The sequence below is a fragment of the Altererythrobacter ishigakiensis genome (assembly GCF_001663155.1).
Classification (GTDB): Bacteria; Pseudomonadota; Alphaproteobacteria; order Sphingomonadales; family Sphingomonadaceae; genus Erythrobacter; species Erythrobacter ishigakiensis.
The window spans coordinates 442424-458762 of record NZ_CP015963.1; the positions used below are offsets into that span (position 1 = coordinate 442424).

At 56.6% G+C, this 16339-nt stretch carries 20 protein-coding genes; 10 read left to right on the plus strand and 10 right to left on the minus strand.

Translation table 11 applies throughout. The annotated features are described in order from the left end of the window. Positions 1 to 35 precede the first annotated feature (35 nt). The 8 genes from A6F69_RS02140 to A6F69_RS02175 all read right to left on the minus strand — a co-directional run bounded on the left by A6F69_RS02140 (position 36) and on the right by A6F69_RS02175 (position 5361). A complete protein-coding gene (locus A6F69_RS02140; RefSeq protein WP_067596836.1) occupies positions 36 to 524 on the minus strand; it encodes a PaaI family thioesterase in 489 nt (162 codons plus the stop codon). Continuing rightward, positions 514 to 975: a PTS sugar transporter subunit IIA gene (locus A6F69_RS02145; RefSeq protein WP_067596838.1), complete on the minus strand. Its 462-nt coding sequence runs from the start codon at positions 973 to 975 to the stop codon at positions 514 to 516. Before A6F69_RS02145 ends, A6F69_RS02140 begins: the two co-directional genes overlap by 11 nt. A 127-nt stretch (positions 976 to 1102) precedes the next feature. Next, on the minus strand, positions 1103 to 1693 hold the full coding sequence (hpf, locus tag A6F69_RS02150; RefSeq protein ID WP_067596840.1) for a ribosome hibernation-promoting factor, HPF/YfiA family: 591 nt from the start codon (positions 1691 to 1693) through the stop codon (positions 1103 to 1105). Positions 1694 to 1742: 49 nt separating this feature from the next. Then, entirely contained in the window at positions 1743 to 2435 is a 693-nt protein-coding gene (dnaQ, locus tag A6F69_RS02155) for a DNA polymerase III subunit epsilon (protein ID WP_067596842.1), read from the minus strand. Between the two features lie 64 nt (positions 2436 to 2499). After that, a complete protein-coding gene (gene coaE, locus A6F69_RS02160) occupies positions 2500 to 3093 on the minus strand; it encodes a dephospho-CoA kinase (protein ID WP_067596844.1) in 594 nt (197 codons plus the stop codon). Then, the gene (gene aroE, locus A6F69_RS02165) at positions 3090 to 3944 is read right to left on the minus strand and encodes a shikimate dehydrogenase (RefSeq protein WP_067596846.1); all 855 of its coding nucleotides are present in this window, start codon (positions 3942 to 3944) and stop codon (positions 3090 to 3092) included. Before aroE ends, coaE begins: the two co-directional genes overlap by 4 nt. Beyond that, a complete protein-coding gene (locus A6F69_RS02170; RefSeq protein WP_067596848.1) occupies positions 3941 to 4525 on the minus strand; it encodes a Maf family protein in 585 nt (194 codons plus the stop codon). Before A6F69_RS02170 ends, aroE begins: the two co-directional genes overlap by 4 nt. Beyond that, positions 4522 to 5361 (minus strand): pyruvate, water dikinase regulatory protein, encoded by an 840-nt coding sequence (locus A6F69_RS02175; protein ID WP_067596850.1) that lies wholly within the window; start codon positions 5359 to 5361, stop codon positions 4522 to 4524. Before A6F69_RS02175 ends, A6F69_RS02170 begins: the two co-directional genes overlap by 4 nt. A gap of 328 nt (positions 5362 to 5689) precedes the next feature. Between A6F69_RS02175 and hemE the strand changes: the two genes are divergently transcribed. From hemE to A6F69_RS02200, 4 genes are all read left to right on the plus strand, one after another. After that, a complete protein-coding gene (hemE, locus tag A6F69_RS02180) occupies positions 5690 to 6709 on the plus strand; it encodes a uroporphyrinogen decarboxylase (RefSeq protein ID WP_067596852.1) in 1020 nt (339 codons plus the stop codon). Between the two features lie 52 nt (positions 6710 to 6761). Then, positions 6762 to 7220: a CopD family protein gene (locus tag A6F69_RS02185; protein WP_067596854.1), complete on the plus strand. Its 459-nt coding sequence runs from the start codon at positions 6762 to 6764 to the stop codon at positions 7218 to 7220. Positions 7221 to 7425: 205 nt separating this feature from the next. Further along, the gene (rho, locus tag A6F69_RS02195; protein WP_067596858.1) at positions 7426 to 8691 is read left to right on the plus strand and encodes a transcription termination factor Rho; all 1266 of its coding nucleotides are present in this window, start codon (positions 7426 to 7428) and stop codon (positions 8689 to 8691) included. A 60-nt stretch (positions 8692 to 8751) separates the two neighbouring features. Continuing rightward, positions 8752 to 9153, plus strand: coding sequence for a BLUF domain-containing protein (locus tag A6F69_RS02200; RefSeq protein ID WP_067596860.1), 402 nt, complete (start codon positions 8752 to 8754; stop codon positions 9151 to 9153). Positions 9154 to 9170: 17 nt separating this feature from the next. On the opposite strand, the gene A6F69_RS02205 is transcribed toward A6F69_RS02200, so the two are convergent. Both A6F69_RS02205 and A6F69_RS02210 read right to left on the minus strand, forming a co-directional pair. After that, positions 9171 to 9578 (minus strand): nuclear transport factor 2 family protein, encoded by a 408-nt coding sequence (locus A6F69_RS02205; RefSeq protein ID WP_067596862.1) that lies wholly within the window; start codon positions 9576 to 9578, stop codon positions 9171 to 9173. Continuing rightward, positions 9575 to 10273: a dienelactone hydrolase family protein gene (locus A6F69_RS02210; protein WP_067596864.1), complete on the minus strand. Its 699-nt coding sequence runs from the start codon at positions 10271 to 10273 to the stop codon at positions 9575 to 9577. The genes A6F69_RS02205 and A6F69_RS02210 overlap by 4 nt, the downstream gene beginning before the upstream one ends. Before the next feature lie 111 nt (positions 10274 to 10384). On the opposite strand from A6F69_RS02210, the gene A6F69_RS02215 reads away from it, so the two are divergent. The 6 genes from A6F69_RS02215 (at position 10385) to A6F69_RS02240 (ending at position 16290) form a co-directional block, all read left to right on the plus strand. Continuing rightward, a complete protein-coding gene (locus A6F69_RS02215; RefSeq protein WP_067596866.1) occupies positions 10385 to 10648 on the plus strand; it encodes a DUF6489 family protein in 264 nt (87 codons plus the stop codon). A gap of 22 nt (positions 10649 to 10670) precedes the next feature. Continuing rightward, a complete protein-coding gene (mnmE, locus tag A6F69_RS02220; RefSeq protein ID WP_067596868.1) occupies positions 10671 to 11948 on the plus strand; it encodes a tRNA uridine-5-carboxymethylaminomethyl(34) synthesis GTPase MnmE in 1278 nt (425 codons plus the stop codon). Between the two features lie 89 nt (positions 11949 to 12037). Next, on the plus strand, positions 12038 to 13891 hold the full coding sequence (gene mnmG / locus A6F69_RS02225) for a tRNA uridine-5-carboxymethylaminomethyl(34) synthesis enzyme MnmG (protein WP_067596870.1): 1854 nt from the start codon (positions 12038 to 12040) through the stop codon (positions 13889 to 13891). Positions 13892 to 13899: 8 nt separating this feature from the next. Beyond that, on the plus strand, positions 13900 to 14511 hold the full coding sequence (gene rsmG, locus A6F69_RS02230) for a 16S rRNA (guanine(527)-N(7))-methyltransferase RsmG (protein WP_067602248.1): 612 nt from the start codon (positions 13900 to 13902) through the stop codon (positions 14509 to 14511). Positions 14512 to 14536: 25 nt separating this feature from the next. Beyond that, positions 14537 to 15313, plus strand: coding sequence for a ParA family protein (locus A6F69_RS02235; RefSeq protein WP_067596872.1), 777 nt, complete (start codon positions 14537 to 14539; stop codon positions 15311 to 15313). After that, positions 15310 to 16290 carry a ParB/RepB/Spo0J family partition protein gene (locus A6F69_RS02240; RefSeq protein ID WP_083984638.1) on the plus strand — a complete coding sequence of 327 codons (981 nt, stop codon included), beginning with the start codon at positions 15310 to 15312 and terminating at the stop codon, positions 16288 to 16290. Before A6F69_RS02235 ends, A6F69_RS02240 begins: the two co-directional genes overlap by 4 nt. Positions 16291 to 16339 lie beyond the last annotated feature (49 nt).

The window sequence follows — 16339 nt, forward strand, 5'->3', positions numbered from 1 at the left end:
TTCGAGATGTGCTGGTAGCCGAGCGTCCAAAGCGTTTACTCCGCTGGGCTCGAGTACCCTGGCAGGCTCGATAGTGCGATATGCGAACGCATGAACGTGCCAGTGCCACGGCCAATTTCATCGCCTTCTGCATCCACCAGACGAGATTCAGCAACAAACACCCGCCTCTTGCCGCTGATCCACATACCCTCCGCTACAACTTCACCGGCGCGCACCGGTTTGGTGAAGTGCAGGTTGAATGACGTAGTCAGCAAAAATCGGTCTGTCGCACGCGTATTCGCAGCGTAGAAAGCTGCATCATCGAGCATCTTAAAATAGATCGTGCCGTGGGCAGCGCCGGCCGCATGGAAAACACTTTCCTCGACTTGGAAGATGATCCGCGAACGGCCGTCTCCGGTGATTTCAAGCCTTGAGTTGAATTTCTCATTGATCGGAGCTGAAGCGTAGAGACGTTCCAACGCGCGATGGTGCAGCTCAGCACCCTGGCTCGAGGCACTTGCTATGCTGCCGGCTTCACGCGGCATCGCGTTCCAGACGGCTTGAAAGCAATGCATACATCGCCTCGGTGTCGGGCGCCTCGATCAATGCATCACGCATATTGTCGTCGCGCGCCAGCCGCGAAATTGCCGCTAGAGCGTGCAAGTGGCCAGCGCCAGCATCGTCAGGCGAAAGCAACCCGAAAATCAGGTCAACCGGCATGCCGTCCGCCGCAGCGAAATCGACCGGGCTTTCCAGTCGAAGCAGGACCGCGACCGGCCGATTGACCAATGGCGAACGCGCGTGGGGAATGGCGACTCCATTACCGAATCCGGTGGAGCCGAGCTTCTCGCGCTCCTCTAATCCATCGAGTACATCCGACGCGTCCGCATTGTAACAATCCGCAAACAGCGCACCAACGCGTTGAAGCACTAGCTCCTTGGACGCCAGACAGTCGGTTGCGACCGCTTCTGGAAGCAATTGAAAATTCACATTCATTTCAGGCTGTTTTCACGTTTGGTGTTCTTGTTTCAGCGACCCCAACCATCGAGAGCCACTCCTCAAGGAGTGGTTTTATTCAGATGGTGTCCGTTTTTCTTTGTGCCTGCCGCCACGTCTTAGCGGCCTAGCCCCCACGCGGCTCAACCCAACCGATCGAGCCATCGGAGCGGCGATAAACCATATTATGCCGCCCAGTTCCAGCATTTTTGAAGAAAAGCGCATTCGTGTGCCGCAGGTCGAGCATCATGACAGCATCCGCGACACTTGCTTCAGGAATATCCACGCTAGTCTCAGCAATGATCGGTGGAGCATCGCTCGAAACTTCGTCTTCGCCTTCGTCGCTGGCGAAAATCGTATATCCCGCTTCTTCGACTACATAAGCCGCATCTTCTTCGGCGCGCGCATGATCGGCTTGCTCGTGCCTGTCCTTGAGCCGCCGCTTATAGCGCCGCAATTGTTTGTCGATCTTCTCAGCCGCCGCATCGAGCGCCTGATGCGCGTCAGCAGCGTCGGCATGCGCCTTTAGGATCAATCCCTGCATGACGTGGGTGACTATATCGCAAGCGAACATGCCTGCGGGTGCCTTTCCAAAAGTGACATGCGACGAAATCGCGCGGTCAAAATATTTGTCGACGATGCCGCCCAATCGATTATCCACATGCTCTCGCAATGCATCACCGGTTTCGATCTGATGGCCTGACACGCGAATATCCATAAGCGCGATTTCCTCCTGCTTGTTTCTGAAGGCATGTGCCTTCAAAGCCTTAACTCGACCAGACCGGATTCTCGATCCGTTCGAGGAATTCCTTGTGGCGCGCAATCTCCGCTGCGCTGGCCGCGTGGGGGCGTGGTTCACGTCGTGGGCCATTCGGCGCTGTCGGACGTGATCGGCCACCCTCGGCCTCACCATCACTTTGAAGATCGGCTGCCAGCTCCAACCCGATCTGCCGCCCACCCATCAGCTCGACATAAACCTGTGCAAGCAATTCGGCGTCGAGAAGCGCGCCGTGCTTTACGCGGTGGCTGCGATCCACACCGTAGCGAGAACACAGGGCATCGAGCGAAACCTTCGCTCCCGGATGCCGTTTCCGAGCTATCGCCACGGTATCAACCATGCGGCTCATCTCGATCGGCTTGCGTCCAATCAACTCGAGTTCACTGTTGAGAAATCCGAAGTCAAAGCCGGCGTTATGGGCGACCAGCGGCGCGTCTCCCAGAAATTCCAAAAGCTCGTCAGCCTGCGACGCAAACAGCGGCTTTGTCTCAAGGAATGAAATTGAAAGCCCATGTACTGCCTCTGCAGCAGAGGGCATGTCGCGTTCAGGATTGTAGTAAGCGTGATAAGTCGCACCGGTCGCAACCCGATTGACCATTTCGACACATCCAATTTCAACCATCCGATCTCCAGACTTGGGGTCCAGGCCGGTGGTCTCAGTGTCAAAAACGATTTCCCGCATTGGATATACTATCGGACTGAGTCAGCGATTTGGCAAGCGATTCTGGATCGTGGCCAAAGCTATCTTACGCAGCACCAAGCTTTGCGATCAATTCGGCGACTGCTGCCTCGGTCTCTCTCAGCGATACGCCTGTATCGATGACAAAGTCCGCGGCTTCCCGTTTTTCTGCATCCGGAGTCTGTAGCGAGAGGATATGGGCAAATTTCTCCGGCGTCATGCCTTCGCGGGCCAGAACCCGCTGGCGCTGTACCTCCGCTGGCGCAGATACGACTAAGACTGTGTCAACGTTCTCGTGGCCGCCCTTTTCGAACAACAACGGTATATCGAAAACAACCATTGGTGCGCCGCCGTGCTCGATCAGGAATTCAACGCGCTTGGCTGCAACTGCCGGATGCACGATGGCCTCCAATCTTGCGAGCGCTTCGGGATCACCGAAAACCCGGGCTCCAAGCGCATCTCGCCTGACACCTTCGTCACTGGTTGAGCCAGGGAACGCTGCTTCGATCGATTCGATCAATTCGCCACGCGGACCCTGCATCTTGCGAACTTCTGCATCGGCATCAAAAACAGGGACGCCGTGCCGTTCAAACATCTCGGCAACGGTAGACTTGCCCATACCAATCGAGCCGGTGAGACCGATAATGCGTGGGTGCGTCATTTGGTCAGCAGCTCCCGCAGGTCGGCATCGTGTTCACGCGGGGCGGGCAATCCGAAGAATTTTTCGAACGCGACTGCTGCCTGACCAATCAACATGTTGAGCCCGTCAATGGTGCGGTGACCGGCGGCGCGCGCATTCTTGAGGAACACGGTCTCCAGCGGATCGGTGACAATATCATAGGCAATGGCGCCTGGTGGTGCATGGCTCCAGTCAAACTTGAGGTACGGCTGGCCGCGCATGCCCAACGGGGAGGCGTTGACCACGAGATCGAAGCAACCCTCGCGGTCGTCAAAAGCAAAATTGGTCGTTTCCGCAAAGTGATCAAGATGCACGGCATGATGTTCACCGACAGGTGCAAGCTCATCAAGGATCGCGCGCGCTTTATCGGGATCGCGTCCGGCCAGTACCAACGTGAAACCATGCTCCGCTAGCGCCGTGATGATCGCACGCGCCGCGCCGCCAGTCCCCAACACACGCGCCATGCGGAAATAATGATCCTTGGCGAGCTCACTCTTCAGCGGCTCAAGAAATCCGGATGCGTCCGTGTTGTACCCAATCAACTTGTGATCTTCGCGTACCAACGTGTTTACGGCGCCGATTTTCTTTGCCACCGGATCCATGTGGTCGATCAGTGCAACAACGGCTTGCTTGTGCGGCATGGTGATATTGCAGCCGCGCCAGCCGGTCTCATCGCGGTGGGTCGCAATGTAATCGGACAGCGCGCCACGCACCACATGCTCCGCGCGATAGCTGGGTTCACACCCCAACTTCGTCAGCCAGAAATTGTGGATCGCGGGCGATTTTGATTGAGCAATCGGATCTCCGATCACTTGTGCATAGGGGATGCTCATGATGGTAATTCCCCCAGTTCGCGCAAGGCGCCAAGGACGCCTAGCAACGGCATACCCAACACAGTGAACTGATCACCTTCGATCCGTTCGAAGAGCTGCGGGCCCATCGCTTCGATCCTGAACGCGCCCGCACAATAGCCAATCTCTGGCCATTCTGCGTCGAGGTAAAACTCGATAAATGCTTCGCTGAAATCGCGCACATGAAGCTGCGCCAAGGACTGCGCGCTCCATTCGCATGTATCATCACGGACAATGGCCGCGCCGCTATGCAGCTCCATGGTTTTGCCGGAGAAGAAGCGCAAATGTTCTACAGCCTGTTCACGGGTTTCGGGTTTGTCGAAACGTTTCCCTTCACACACCACCAGGCTATCGCTGCCCAGAACCAGACGGCCGCGATATTCAGACGCGACAACCTCTGCTTTAGCGACACTGAGCGCCTCTGCGATCTCGCCAGGCGTGCACCCCTCGATCCCGGCTTCGACTGCACGCTCGTCAAGTTGCGCCGGGACAGCTTCGTATTCAACGCCAGCCGCATCAAGCATAGTGCGGCGCGACGCGCTTTTGGAAGCAAGGATGATCATATCGCACCAGTGCCTGAAGATTCAGGGGTCTTGGCCTTGTCCTTGCGCTCCTGGAAGAAACGGATCACCGCAGCTGCCGTCTCTTCGATCGAGCGACGAGTAACATCGATTACAGGCCATCCATTGTCAGCGAACATGCGGCGGGCGAACTGAACCTCTTCGCGCACTCTCTCATCATCGACATATGATGTTTCCGTGCCTTCATTGAGGGACAGCAGCCGGTTGCGGCGGACTTGCACCAGCCGTTCGGGCGCGGTCGTCAACCCAACAACCAATGGTTTGCGCAAACCGAACAGCACATCCGGTGGTGGCGACTCCATAACCAGAGGAATATTGGCGACCTTGTACCCGCGATTGGCGAGGTAGATGCTGGTAGGCGTTTTTGAACTGCGCGATACGCCGGCAAGAACAATGTCCGCCTCTTCCCAATCCTCCCATCCGATCCCATCGTCATGAGCTATGGTATAGTGGATCGCATCAACACGGCTGAAATAGGCTTCATCCATCAAATGCTGACGGCCGGGTTTGCCATGCGCTTCTTCGCCAAGCTGCGCCTCAAGCGCAGCAGTAACTGAGTCGAGAACGGGCACCGCAGGCAATCCGATCTGGCGGCAATGTTCTTCCAGTCTTGCGCGTGTCTCTGCATTAACCAGTGTAAAAAGAACCAGACCGGGGCTATCGGCAAGCGCAGGAACGATGCGGTCCAAGTGCTGGCGAGAACGCACCATCGGCCAGAAATGGCGCACAACCTCTGGATTGTCGAATTGTGCAAGCGCAGCTTTCGCGATCATCTCCAGCGTCTCGCCGGTTGAATCAGAGACAAGATGAAGATGCATGAGCGGCGTTCCGGATTAAGTTATCCCTGTGGAAGAGGGTTGGCATAAACCACGGGAGAAGTCTGAGGACAAGTTCGTGGAGCCAATCCATGCCCGCTGTCCGGGATTCCACCAAGGGCTGTGTGAACAGGCGCTCAAGCTTTCCCCAGCCTGTTGATAGCAGGCAAAAGTTTGACTCGACTCCACAAGAGTCGCGAGTCGCTGAGCATCAGCACCTTTGCATTGCGGGAAAAAAGCGGGCAGGAACCACTTGTTCCCGAAATCCACAGGGCCAACAGACTCCATAATCCTATATATAAATATTATTATATTGATTGGACTTAGACCTATGCCTGGTTTGCTACTTGATTCTCTGCGCGGTCACAAACCGGCAAGGCCACCTATGTGGCTTATGCGTCAGGCGGGGCGATACTTGCCAGAATATCGCGAACTGCGGGCGGAAAAGGGCGGTTTTCTGGACCTTGTTTATGACAGCGATGCCGCAGCCGAGATTACGATACAGCCTTTGCGACGGTTCGGCTTTGATGGCGCAATTCTTTTCTCCGATATCCTGATTGTCCCGCATGCGATGGGACAAGGTCTGGAGTTTCTCGCCGGTGAGGGACCCAAGTTGTCGCCACCATTGCTTGAAGCCAATCTGACCGAGTTTGCACCAAAGCCGGAACGTTTCGATCCAGTCTATGAGACAGTGCGTCTGTGTCGTCAGCAGATTGGCGAGAATGTAACCATGCTGGGGTTTGCCGGCAGCCCATGGACTGTTGCTACATACATGGTGAATGGCGAAGGCAGCCGCGATCAGCATGCAACGCGCGAACTCGCTTACACTGATCCAGAGCGTCTTCAGTCCATCATTGATGCGATTGTTGAAACATCGATTACCTATCTGCGTGGTCAAATCGATGCCGGCGCGGAAGCGGTGCAGCTGTTTGACAGTTGGGCAGGCAGCCTCGCGCCGGACCAGTTCGAGCGCTGGGTGATTGCTCCGAACGCGGCAATAACCGCTGCGATCAAACAATCGCACCCTGACACACCGGTTATCGGTTTCCCCAAGGGTGCGGGCGCGAAGCTGGCCCAGTATGCGAGAGAAACCGGTGTCGATGCGATCGGTCTTGATGAGACAGTGGACCCCATATGGGCTAACAAGGAATTACCGCAGGGTATGCCTGTACAGGGCAATCTCGACCCTCTGATGCTGATGGCAGGCGGCAAAGCAATGAGCGACCGGATAGAATTCATAATCGAGGCCTTTGCTGACCGCCCGCATATCTTCAACTTGGGGCATGGTATCGGTCAATTCACGCCGATCGAACATGTCGAGCAGCTAGTTGCGGCGGTGCGCGGCGAATGAACGGTTGGGCAAGGGGTGACGCAGCGATGACGCATACCTACATTGTTCAGCGATGCAGGATATTCTCGCTGTGACCTATCTTTGGCTGAAGGCTGGCCACATCATTTTTGTGGTCTTCTGGATGGCTGGCTTGTTCATGCTGCCGCGTCAGATGATCTATGTGCACCCCTCCGCTTCCGGATCCGAGGAAGAGGCCCTATGGGTCAAGCGAATGGGGCTGTTGCGCAAGATTATCCTGACTCCCAGCCTGATCGTGGTTTGGGTTCTGGGCTTGCTGATGAGTATCCAGTTGGGCCTGCTTGATGGAGCGCCGGGCTTAGGCTGGCTGCACGCCAAGATATTCGTTGTCGTGCTTCTGACGGGCTTTCACGGATATCTGGTGGCCCAGAGCAAGAGGATTGCGAAGGGAGAGCGGCCGTTGAGCGAGAAACAGCTTCGCATGCTGGGCGAGCTTCCAGGTCTCCTGCTTGTCATCATCGTAATTCTGGTCGTTGTAGTCAGGGCTTTCTGAACGACATGAACTGATTGCCTGATGACGTTATCGCAATTCCGATTGACGATAGCGGCGCGCAAATATAATTCAGATAGATCAAACCGGCATCAAGGCATCGCATGTAAGCGAAGCCAAGGTCTGCTTTCTCCAAGCCCAAAAACCTCGCCTCTTTGACGAGGTACTGACCTGTCGGCCAACATTTTCCAATACGGATACAATCAAAATGCATCTTAAAGACTTGAAAGCAAAAACCCCGGCCGAACTGGTTGCCATGGCAGAAGAGCTGGATGTCGAAGCGGCTGGCACAATGCGTCGGCAGGATCTGCTGTTCAGCATCCTTCGCGAGCTTGCCGAAGACGAAGAATACGAAGAAAAGATCATGGGTATCGGCACGATTGAAGTGCTCCAGGATGGCTTTGGCTTCCTGCGTTCGCCCGAAGCGAACTATCTCGCCGGGCCGGATGATATCTATGTTTCTCCAAACCAGATCCGCAAATGGGGTCTGCGCACCGGCGATACTGTTGAAGGTGAAATTCGTGCACCCGGAGAAGGAGAGCGTTATTTTGCGCTGACCAGCCTGAGCCAGGTGAACTTTGAGAACCCTGAAGCGGTGCGGATGCGCACCAATTTCGATAACCTTACACCGCTTTACCCTGATCAAAAGCTGACCCTCGATCCTGCCGATCCAACCGTGAAGGACAAGTCAGCCCGGGTGATCGACATTATCGCACCTCAGGGCAAGGGGCAGCGCGCATTGATCGTTGCGCCACCGCGCACAGGTAAAACCGTGCTGTTGCAGAATATCGCCAAAGCGATCACTGACAATCACCCTGAGGTTTTCCTGCTAGTTCTGTTGGTCGACGAACGTCCAGAAGAAGTAACCGACATGCAACGCAGCGTGAAAGGTGAGGTTATCTCTTCGACCTTTGACGAGCCTGCGAACCGGCACGTTCAAGTCGCAGAGATGGTGATTGAGAAGGCAAAACGCCTGGTAGAACACAAGCACGACGTGGTGATCCTGCTTGACTCGATCACGCGTCTGGGACGTGCCTACAACACAGTCGTGCCAAGCTCGGGCAAGGTGTTGACCGGTGGTGTCGATGCCAACGCATTGCAGCGCCCGAAGCGTTTCTTTGGTGCGGCGCGTAATATTGAGGAGGGCGGATCGCTCTCAATCATCGCTACTGCGCTGATCGATACCGGCAGCCGTATGGACGAAGTGATCTTCGAGGAGTTCAAGGGTACCGGTAACTCGGAGATCGTGCTGGATCGCAAGGTTGCGGACAAGCGAATCTTCCCGGCGCTTGATGTTGGCAAGTCTGGCACGCGCAAGGAAGAGCTGTTGGTTGATAAGGACAATCTGTCGAAGATGTGGGTGCTGCGCCGCATCCTGATGCAGATGGGCACTGTCGATGCGATGGAGTTCCTGCTCGACAAGATGAAGGATTCGAAGACCAACGAGGACTTCTTCGAAACCATGAACCAGTAAGGGAAATCACCGAAGCGAGAATTCGGTTTGATTTCATGGATTTGTGGTCTTTTCCCAAACATGGAGAAAAGACCACTCATTCAGATCGTCTATACCAGCCTTGTTTCGGACCGGGTTGATGCAGGCGAATTCTTTGCGATGGTTCAGGGCGCGTCACGCAATTTTGCATCCATGGGCATCACAGGCAGGCTGATCTTCGCTGACGGCAGGTTTTTTCAGGCGCTTGAGGGACCACCACTGAATTTCGACCCATGGATCAGAGATGTCGAGCGCGATCCGCGGCATCACTCTATGGCAATCGTTTTAAGGCGCTCCATTGAGAAACGGCAGTTTGAAGGCTGGCGCATGCGGCGTCTTGGTTTTTGTGACGGAGCACAGGCCATTGCTGCGTTCGAAGCGATACTTGCGCGCAGGCATGATGCGGGCTCGATAATGAGCCTCCTCGAAAACCGACTTGGCTGAGAACGGATGTTTTCCGGTTAGGACGAGGATCCTTTTTCCAGCTGAGCAGCCATCATTTCCCAGACTTTGTTTACTGCTTTGAGCGGGCGAACCATTACCTTGAAGTCGGTGATCAAGCCCTCATCGTCAAAGGTGATCATGTCGATACCGTTGACGTGAATCCCGTCCATGACGGTCTGGAACTCTAGCACCGCGGTGTTTCCATCAACCACTTCGCGCAAGTATTGGAAGCTGTCATTGCCTAAGGTCTTTCCCGCAGCAGACAGATAGGCGACAACGATAGGGCGGCCCTTTTGCGGGGTGTGGACGACTGGGGAGTGAAACACCGCATCTTCGCGCATTATTGAAGCAAGAGCGGCGGGGTCACTTCCACCTTCGATTACCTCATGCCAGCGTGTGAGCCCGACGGCTGCGGGGCTGCTCACGCCAGATGCTCCGCGAAGAATTCTCTTGTTCGTCCGTCCGCAAGCTGCGCGCCAGCTTCATCACGGCGATTGCCGCTTTCGGTCGCGAATCCATGATCGAGTCCTTCGTAGTCATATAGAGTCACGCGGGGATGATCGTCTAATCCGGCATGCATCGCAGCTTGCGCTTCCGGACCAACAAAATGATCTGCGGTGGGAACGTGCAGCAAGAGCGGGTTCGCGATACCGTGTTTCTCATCCAGCATCTGGTCGATCATCACACCATAATAGCCGACCGATGCATCGATGTCTGTTCGTGCTGCGGTCATATAGGCAAGCTTGCCGCCTAGGCAGTAACCGACACAGCCAACCTTTGCGACGCCGGCTTCCTGGCGGATCCAATGGATTGTTGTCTCGATATCCTTTACGCCGTCATCGGGATTATATTTGCCAAAATATTCAAGTGCTTCATTGAATTCAGCCTCGACATCTGGGTCCAGTTCAATTCCCGGCTTCATGCGGAAGAACAGGTCTGGTGCCACCGCGAGATACCCTTCGGCGGCCCAGCTTTCGCACTTGTTGCGGATGCCAGGGTTCACACCGAAAATTTCCTGAATAACGATTATGGCGGCCTTGGGCGCGCCTTCAGGCCGGGCGACGTAAGCGCTGAAATTGGCGTCGCCATCAAGGGTGGAAATGCTAACCATCTCGGACATTTGGGGGCTGCTCCTTTGATTCTTCGTGAAAGCGGCTTATCGCTTGGCAGGTAGAATTGCCAAACCCAAATGTAACAGGGTTATAGCGCGTTGTAGCACGGAGATGATGTCATGAAGGTCAATATTGAGATCGACTGTACGCCGGAAGAGGCGAGGGCCTTCATGGGTTTGCCCGACGTGTCTGAAGCCAACAAAGTCTATGTGGACACCATGACCAAAGCGATGAAGGGTGTTTCAAGCCCCGAACAGTTGCAGGAGTTTGCCACACAACTGGCCCCGATGGGGCAAGCTGGTTTGAAAATGTTTCACAACTTTATCGAATCTGGGCTGACAGGTGGATTCGGAAAGTCATCAACCCGAAAGTCGGGCGACTGAAGCCACTGGAAACCGTTCGCTTATGAATGACACTGTCTTCGCTTTGTCGAGTGGGGCACCCCCCGCCGCGATCGGTGTGATCCGCATCAGTGGCCCTCAAGCCGGGGCTGTGTTGCGCCAACTCATTCAGCGCGAGATCGAGCCTCGCAGGGCAAGCTTGGCTAAATTGCGCGGTCTGGATGGCGCCTTGCTAGATGAGGCCCTGGTGCTTTGGTTTCCGGGTCTGGAGACAGCGACTGGAGAGGATCTGGCCGAGCTCCATTGCCATGGCGGCCGAGCTGTGATCGCAGCGGTAGAGGCTGAGCTCGCAGGCATTGATGGTCTTCGCAAGGCGGAGCCGGGTGAGTTCACTCGCCGCGCCTTTACCAATGGCCGGATCGATCTGGCCGAAGCTGAGGGTCTTGCGGACCTCCTGAACGCTGAGACAGAGCTTCAACGCAGCGCCGCTATGGCTATGGCGGGAGGGGGCTTTTCGCGCCAAGTTGAGTGTTGGCGAGACGCACTGTTGCGGCTGGCTGCAGAGGTTGAAGCGGCGCTTGATTTTTCGGACGAGGATGATGTCGCCGGTCTTTCCGATGACTTTGGTGCGCGTTTGAGTGACCTGTCTGGCGAATTGGCCGATTGGCTTGCGCGCCCGAGGTCGGAGCGGCTGGGTGGAGGCTATCGAGTGGTGCTGGCGGGTCCACCGAATGCAGGAAAGTCCACTCTTTTCAACGCTTTGATTGAAAGTGAGGCGGCGATAACGTCGCCGATTGCGGGGACAACCCGAGATGTAATTGAGCGTTCGGTATCAATTGCCGGTATCCCGTTCACTTTCATCGATACCGCAGGTCTCCACGAGGGTGTTGGCGATGAAATTGAGGCTATCGGCATCGACCGCGCGCGAATGCAGCTGGAAAGTGCCGATCTGGTTCTTTGGCTGGGTGCTGAACACGAAGGGCCGGAAGGTGTTTGGGAGATTGAAGCACAGGTTGACCATAGCGCGCATTTGGTTAAATCTGATCCGAAGTTTCGTGTTTCTGCGCGAACGGGCGAGGGACTTTCAGAGTTGAAGCGCGCCTTGGTTCAATCTGCGCGGGCCAGCCTTCCAAAACCGGGAGAGGCGGCGCTCAACACCCGACAGCATGCTTTGTTGAATGAGGCTATGGGGGGTCTGAGCGATGCAGGCTCATCTGCCGATCCCTTGATCATTGCAGAATGTTTGCGCCGGGCGAGGGTTGCGTTTGATCGCTTGATTGGGCGGGCAACGACCGAAGATATGCTCGATGCGCTGTTCGGGCGCTTCTGTATCGGCAAATAGCCAAGAATGTGGGGCAGTGTTCCACGTGAAACATGCCGGGAAAAGAAAGTCCTTTGACCCGCGGGTGTGCTGCGAGTATCGGGCGGCGCATGCTAGACTTTGATGTCCTCGTTGTCGGCGGTGGTCACGCCGGTGTCGAGGCGGCCTGCGCAGCCGCCCGCATGGGCGCGCGTGCTGGCTTGGTAAGCTTCGATCTCGAAGCCATCGGGGCAATGAGCTGTAACCCTGCGATTGGCGGTCTGGGCAAAGGGCACCTCGTACGCGAAGTCGATGCACTTGATGGGGTTATTGGCCGGGCTGCTGATGCCGGCGCGATACATTACCGCATGCTCAACCGGTCAAAGGGTAGTGCGGTATGGGGTCCGCGGGTTCAGGCGGACAGGGTTTTGTTCAAGGCCGCCGTTCAGAAGGTGGTGACGGCGCAAGCAGGCCTGACTCTGATCGAAGGTGAGGCGGCGGCATTAAAGATGCGCGGCGAACGGGTTGCTGGTCTGGAGCTGGGCGACGGAACTGTGCTTGAAGCGCCCACGGTTATACTTTGCACCGGTACGTTTCTGGGTGGAACGCTGTTTCGCGGCGAAGAGCGGTTTGAGGGCGGGCGGATCGGCGAGAGTTCAGCCCGTAAGCTCGCCGAGCAATTGCGCGGTGCAAACCTACCCATGGCACGGCTGAAGACGGGCACGCCTCCGCGTCTTGATGGTCGCACTATCGATTGGGCGAGTTTGGAAGAGCAGCCCTCTGATACGGATCATTGGACGATGTCGCCACTAACCGAGCGACGTATCAATCCGCAGGTCTTTTGTGCAATTACTCGCACGACCGAGGCTGCGCATGAGGCAATCCGGGAAAATCTTCATCGTTCTCCGATGTTTACCGGTGCAATCGGGGCGGCGGGGCCGCGATACTGCCCCTCGATTGAGGACAAGATCCATCGTTTCGGGGATCGTGATGGGCACCAGGTTTTTCTTGAGCCGGAGGGCTTAAGGACGCACCTTGTCTATCCCAACGGGATCAGCACATCATTACCGGTTGACGTTCAACTCACGATGCTCCGCGCCATGCCTGGGCTTGAGCGCGTTGTGATGGAAGTGCCCGGCTACGCGGTTGAATATGATCACATCGACCCGCGTGCATTGACAGCGGATCTGCAGTTGCGCGTCATTCCCGGACTTTATTGTGCAGGCCAGATCAATGGTACGACCGGGTATGAAGAGGCTGCAGCGCAAGGGCTTGTTGCGGGCCTTAATGCGGCTTCAGCTGTGTTAGACAAGGAGCCACCAAAGCTCGATCGTGCGAACAGTTATATCGCGGTGATGGTCGACGATCTGACGCTACAGGGTGTAAGTGAGCCCTATCGTATGCTCACCGCGCGTGCCGAATACCGCCTGCGGCTTAGGGCGAACAATGCAACGACTCGCCTGACCCCGCTGGGCATGAAGGCGGGTAGTGTCGACAACGAACGGGCGGAATGGTATGTTTCACGTGAAACACGCCGCGCTGAACTCGCACCGCTGTTTGAGGTGGAGCTGAGCGCGAAAGACCTGAACGACGCGGGGCTTAATATCCGGCGTGACGGCGGCATGAAGCCCGTGGCCGAGTGGCTGAGGCACGATGGTGTGGGCCTTGACGATCTGGCCCCTTGGCTAGACGCGGATCTGGACCCCAGGGACGCTCTGGTTTCTGAAATGGCGGAGGATGCCGCCTACGCGCCCTATCTGGCGCGTCAGGACGCGGAGCTGCGGGATCTGCGCGCGAGCGAAGCTTTGGAGCTTGGCGCGAACTTCCCTTTCGGTGATGTCCCGGGACTTTCCAACGAGATGGTGGAGCGCCTTCAGGCGGCGCGACCGGCAAGCCTGGCTGCTGCGGGCCGGGTTCCTGGCATCACGCCAGCTGCACTCTCTGCTTTGCTTGTCCACGCACGCCGAAGGCAGCAGGCCGCGTGAGCCACAGGATCCTGATCAGCGAAGCTGGTGCCCGTGATTACGTGGCCGGCCTAACCAATATGGATGGTGTGGAGCGTCTTGAAGCGCTGATCGCGGCGCTAATCGAAGAAAATCAACGACAGAACCTTATTTCCAAGCCATCCGAAACCCAAATGTGGGTGCGCCACATAGCGGATAGCGCGCAGCTGTTGCGGTTTGTTCCACGTGAAACATCCGGCTCCTGGCTCGACCTTGGGACCGGAGCTGGATTCCCCGGTCTGGTAATCGCGGCGCTTCAACCGGAGCGAGAGGTTGTTCTGGTGGAATCGCGTGCGCGACGGGTCGAATGGCTTGAGCGTATGACGGAGGAATTGAGTTTGCCTAAATGCCGGGTGGAGGGGCAGCGACTTGAGCTTGTTACACCCTTCAAAGCCCGTATCATTTCGGCACGCGCCTTCGCCCCGCTCGAAAAACTCCTCCGTTTGTCCGCACCCTTTTCCACAAAGGCAACCACCTACCTGTTGCCCAAAGGACGTTCCGCGGCGCAAGAATTACAAGCGATGCGGCGCAAGATTCGCAAGATGTTTCACGTGGAACAGTCCTTGACCGATGATGAGGCGGGGATCATCGTAAGCACATAGCTGCACAGAAAGGCGGGTAGGGCCCATGATAACGATCGCGATTGCCAATCAAAAAGGCGGTGTGGGCAAAACCACGACCGCGATCAACATTGCCACTGCCATGGCAGCTATCGGCTGGCGCACGCTGTTGATTGACCTCGATCCGCAGGGAAACGCCTCGACCGGCCTGGGTATCGGCAGCGAAGCCCGTACGGCGTCAAGTTATGATGTCCTGGTTGATGGCATTCCTCTGGCAGAGGCTATGGTGCCGACCAGCATTCCAGGCCTCGACATTGTACCGGCAACTGTCGATCTTAGCGGGGCAGAGGTGGAACTTGTCTCTATGGAAGAGCGTACTGCGCGTCTGTCACAAGCACTGGCTCAACACCGCGGTCATGACATTTGTTTTGTCGATTGCCCGCCGTCACTGGGTTTGCTGACGCTTAATGCACTATCTGCGGCCAATACATTGCTGGTCCCTCTGCAATGCGAATTCTTTGCATTAGAAGGGCTTAGCCAACTTTTGCAGACGGTCGAGCAGGTGCAGCAACGCTTCAACCCCAGGCTTGGCATCGTAGGCGTGACGTTGACCATGTTTGATCGACGCAACCGCCTTACCGATCAGGTTGCAGAGGATGTGCGTGAATGTTTGGGCAATCTTGTGTTTGAGACCGTCATTCCTCGCAATGTTCGATTGTCCGAGGCGCCCAGCCACGGCCTGCCAGCGCTGGTCTATGATCATTCCTGTGCGGGAAGCCGCGCCTATATCGCTTTGGCGCGAGAGTTGATTGGCCGCCTGCCCGAAGAGAGGAAAGCCGCGTGAGCGACTCAACTGACCCAATTCGATTCTCCGTACCGGCACGCAGCCCCGCCGATCGAAAGAAGAAGCTGGGGCGCGGCCTGGGGGCCTTGCTGGGTGAAACTAATCGCGAGGAGCCACTTGCGCAGCCAGAGACGAATGAGTCTGGAGAATCATTCGAAAATTCAGATGTTTACTCCAAATCAGGACTAAGCTCACTACCGATTGCCTCAATCGAACCATTGCCCGGGCAGCCCCGCCAGCGCTTTGATGAAGGCGCCCTTGACGAACTGGCTGCCTCGATCGCGTCGCGTGGCGTGATCCAGCCAATTATCGTCACGGCCAAGGGGCAGGGGCGGTATCAGCTTGTGGCGGGCGAACGGCGCTGGCGTGCCGCACAGAAGGCGCGCCTGCACGAAATTCCCGCTCTGGTGCGCGAGCTCGATGAACGTGAAGTCATGGCGTTGGCTTTGATCGAGAATATCCAGCGCGAAGACCTGAATCCGGTCGAAGAGGCGCGAGCCTACCACCGGTTGAGCGAGGATGAAGGTCTTACACAGGCCGAAATCGCGCAAATGGTTGAAAAATCGCGCAGTCACGTTGCTAACCTGCAAAGATTGCTCGCATTGCCGGAGGGTGTTCTTGCCCTGGTCGAAGGCGGCGAGCTGTCGATGGGTCATGCGCGCGCGCTGATCGGGAATGATGATGCGGTAAAAATCGCCAGGCAGGCCGTGCGCGAAAAACTGTCTGTGCGTGAGGTCGAGGATCTCGCGCGCGGTGATGCAGCTCCAAAAGCCCGCAAATCACCCAGGCGCAGCACGCGTGACCCGGCGAAGGATGCGGATATTGCGGCGGTTCAGGCCCATCTGGAAGAATTTCTGGGGCTGACAGTGCGGATCAAGACCGAGGCAGATCCACGCAAGGGCGCTGTTACGATCAAATACCGCACGCTCGACCAGCTTGATCTGATTTGTCAGCGGCTGACTGGTGGCGATATCTAGAGCAGAGCTAGTTGCGCCGCGCGACTTCAAGGGCAGTTGAAGCGGGGCG

Coding starts and splice junctions, on each gene's coding strand:
- hpf (WP_067596840.1), bottom strand. CDS start 1,693: ATGGATATTCGCGTGTCAGGCCATCAGATCGAAACCGGTGATGCATTG.
- A6F69_RS02145 (WP_067596838.1), bottom strand. CDS start 975: ATGAATGTGAATTTTCAATTGCTTCCAGAAGCGGTCGCAACCGACTGT.
- A6F69_RS02210 (WP_067596864.1), bottom strand. CDS start 10,273: ATGTCCGAGATGGTTAGCATTTCCACCCTTGATGGCGACGCCAATTTC.
- A6F69_RS02200 (WP_067596860.1), top strand. CDS start 8,752: ATGGAGAAAAGACCACTCATTCAGATCGTCTATACCAGCCTTGTTTCG.
- A6F69_RS02185 (WP_067596854.1), top strand. CDS start 6,762: ATGCAGGATATTCTCGCTGTGACCTATCTTTGGCTGAAGGCTGGCCAC.
- A6F69_RS02215 (WP_067596866.1), top strand. CDS start 10,385: ATGAAGGTCAATATTGAGATCGACTGTACGCCGGAAGAGGCGAGGGCC.
- rho (WP_067596858.1), top strand. CDS start 7,426: ATGCATCTTAAAGACTTGAAAGCAAAAACCCCGGCCGAACTGGTTGCC.
- A6F69_RS02175 (WP_067596850.1), bottom strand. CDS start 5,361: ATGCATCTTCATCTTGTCTCTGATTCAACCGGCGAGACGCTGGAGATG.
- mnmG (WP_067596870.1), top strand. CDS start 12,038: ATGCTAGACTTTGATGTCCTCGTTGTCGGCGGTGGTCACGCCGGTGTC.
- hemE (WP_067596852.1), top strand. CDS start 5,690: ATGCCTGGTTTGCTACTTGATTCTCTGCGCGGTCACAAACCGGCAAGG.
- A6F69_RS02140 (WP_067596836.1), bottom strand. CDS start 524: ATGCCGCGTGAAGCCGGCAGCATAGCAAGTGCCTCGAGCCAGGGTGCT.
- aroE (WP_067596846.1), bottom strand. CDS start 3,944: ATGAGCATCCCCTATGCACAAGTGATCGGAGATCCGATTGCTCAATCA.
- A6F69_RS02235 (WP_067596872.1), top strand. CDS start 14,537: ATGATAACGATCGCGATTGCCAATCAAAAAGGCGGTGTGGGCAAAACC.
- mnmE (WP_067596868.1), top strand. CDS start 10,671: ATGAATGACACTGTCTTCGCTTTGTCGAGTGGGGCACCCCCCGCCGCG.
- coaE (WP_067596844.1), bottom strand. CDS start 3,093: ATGACGCACCCACGCATTATCGGTCTCACCGGCTCGATTGGTATGGGC.
- A6F69_RS02170 (WP_067596848.1), bottom strand. CDS start 4,525: ATGATCATCCTTGCTTCCAAAAGCGCGTCGCGCCGCACTATGCTTGAT.
- dnaQ (WP_067596842.1), bottom strand. CDS start 2,435: ATGCGGGAAATCGTTTTTGACACTGAGACCACCGGCCTGGACCCCAAG.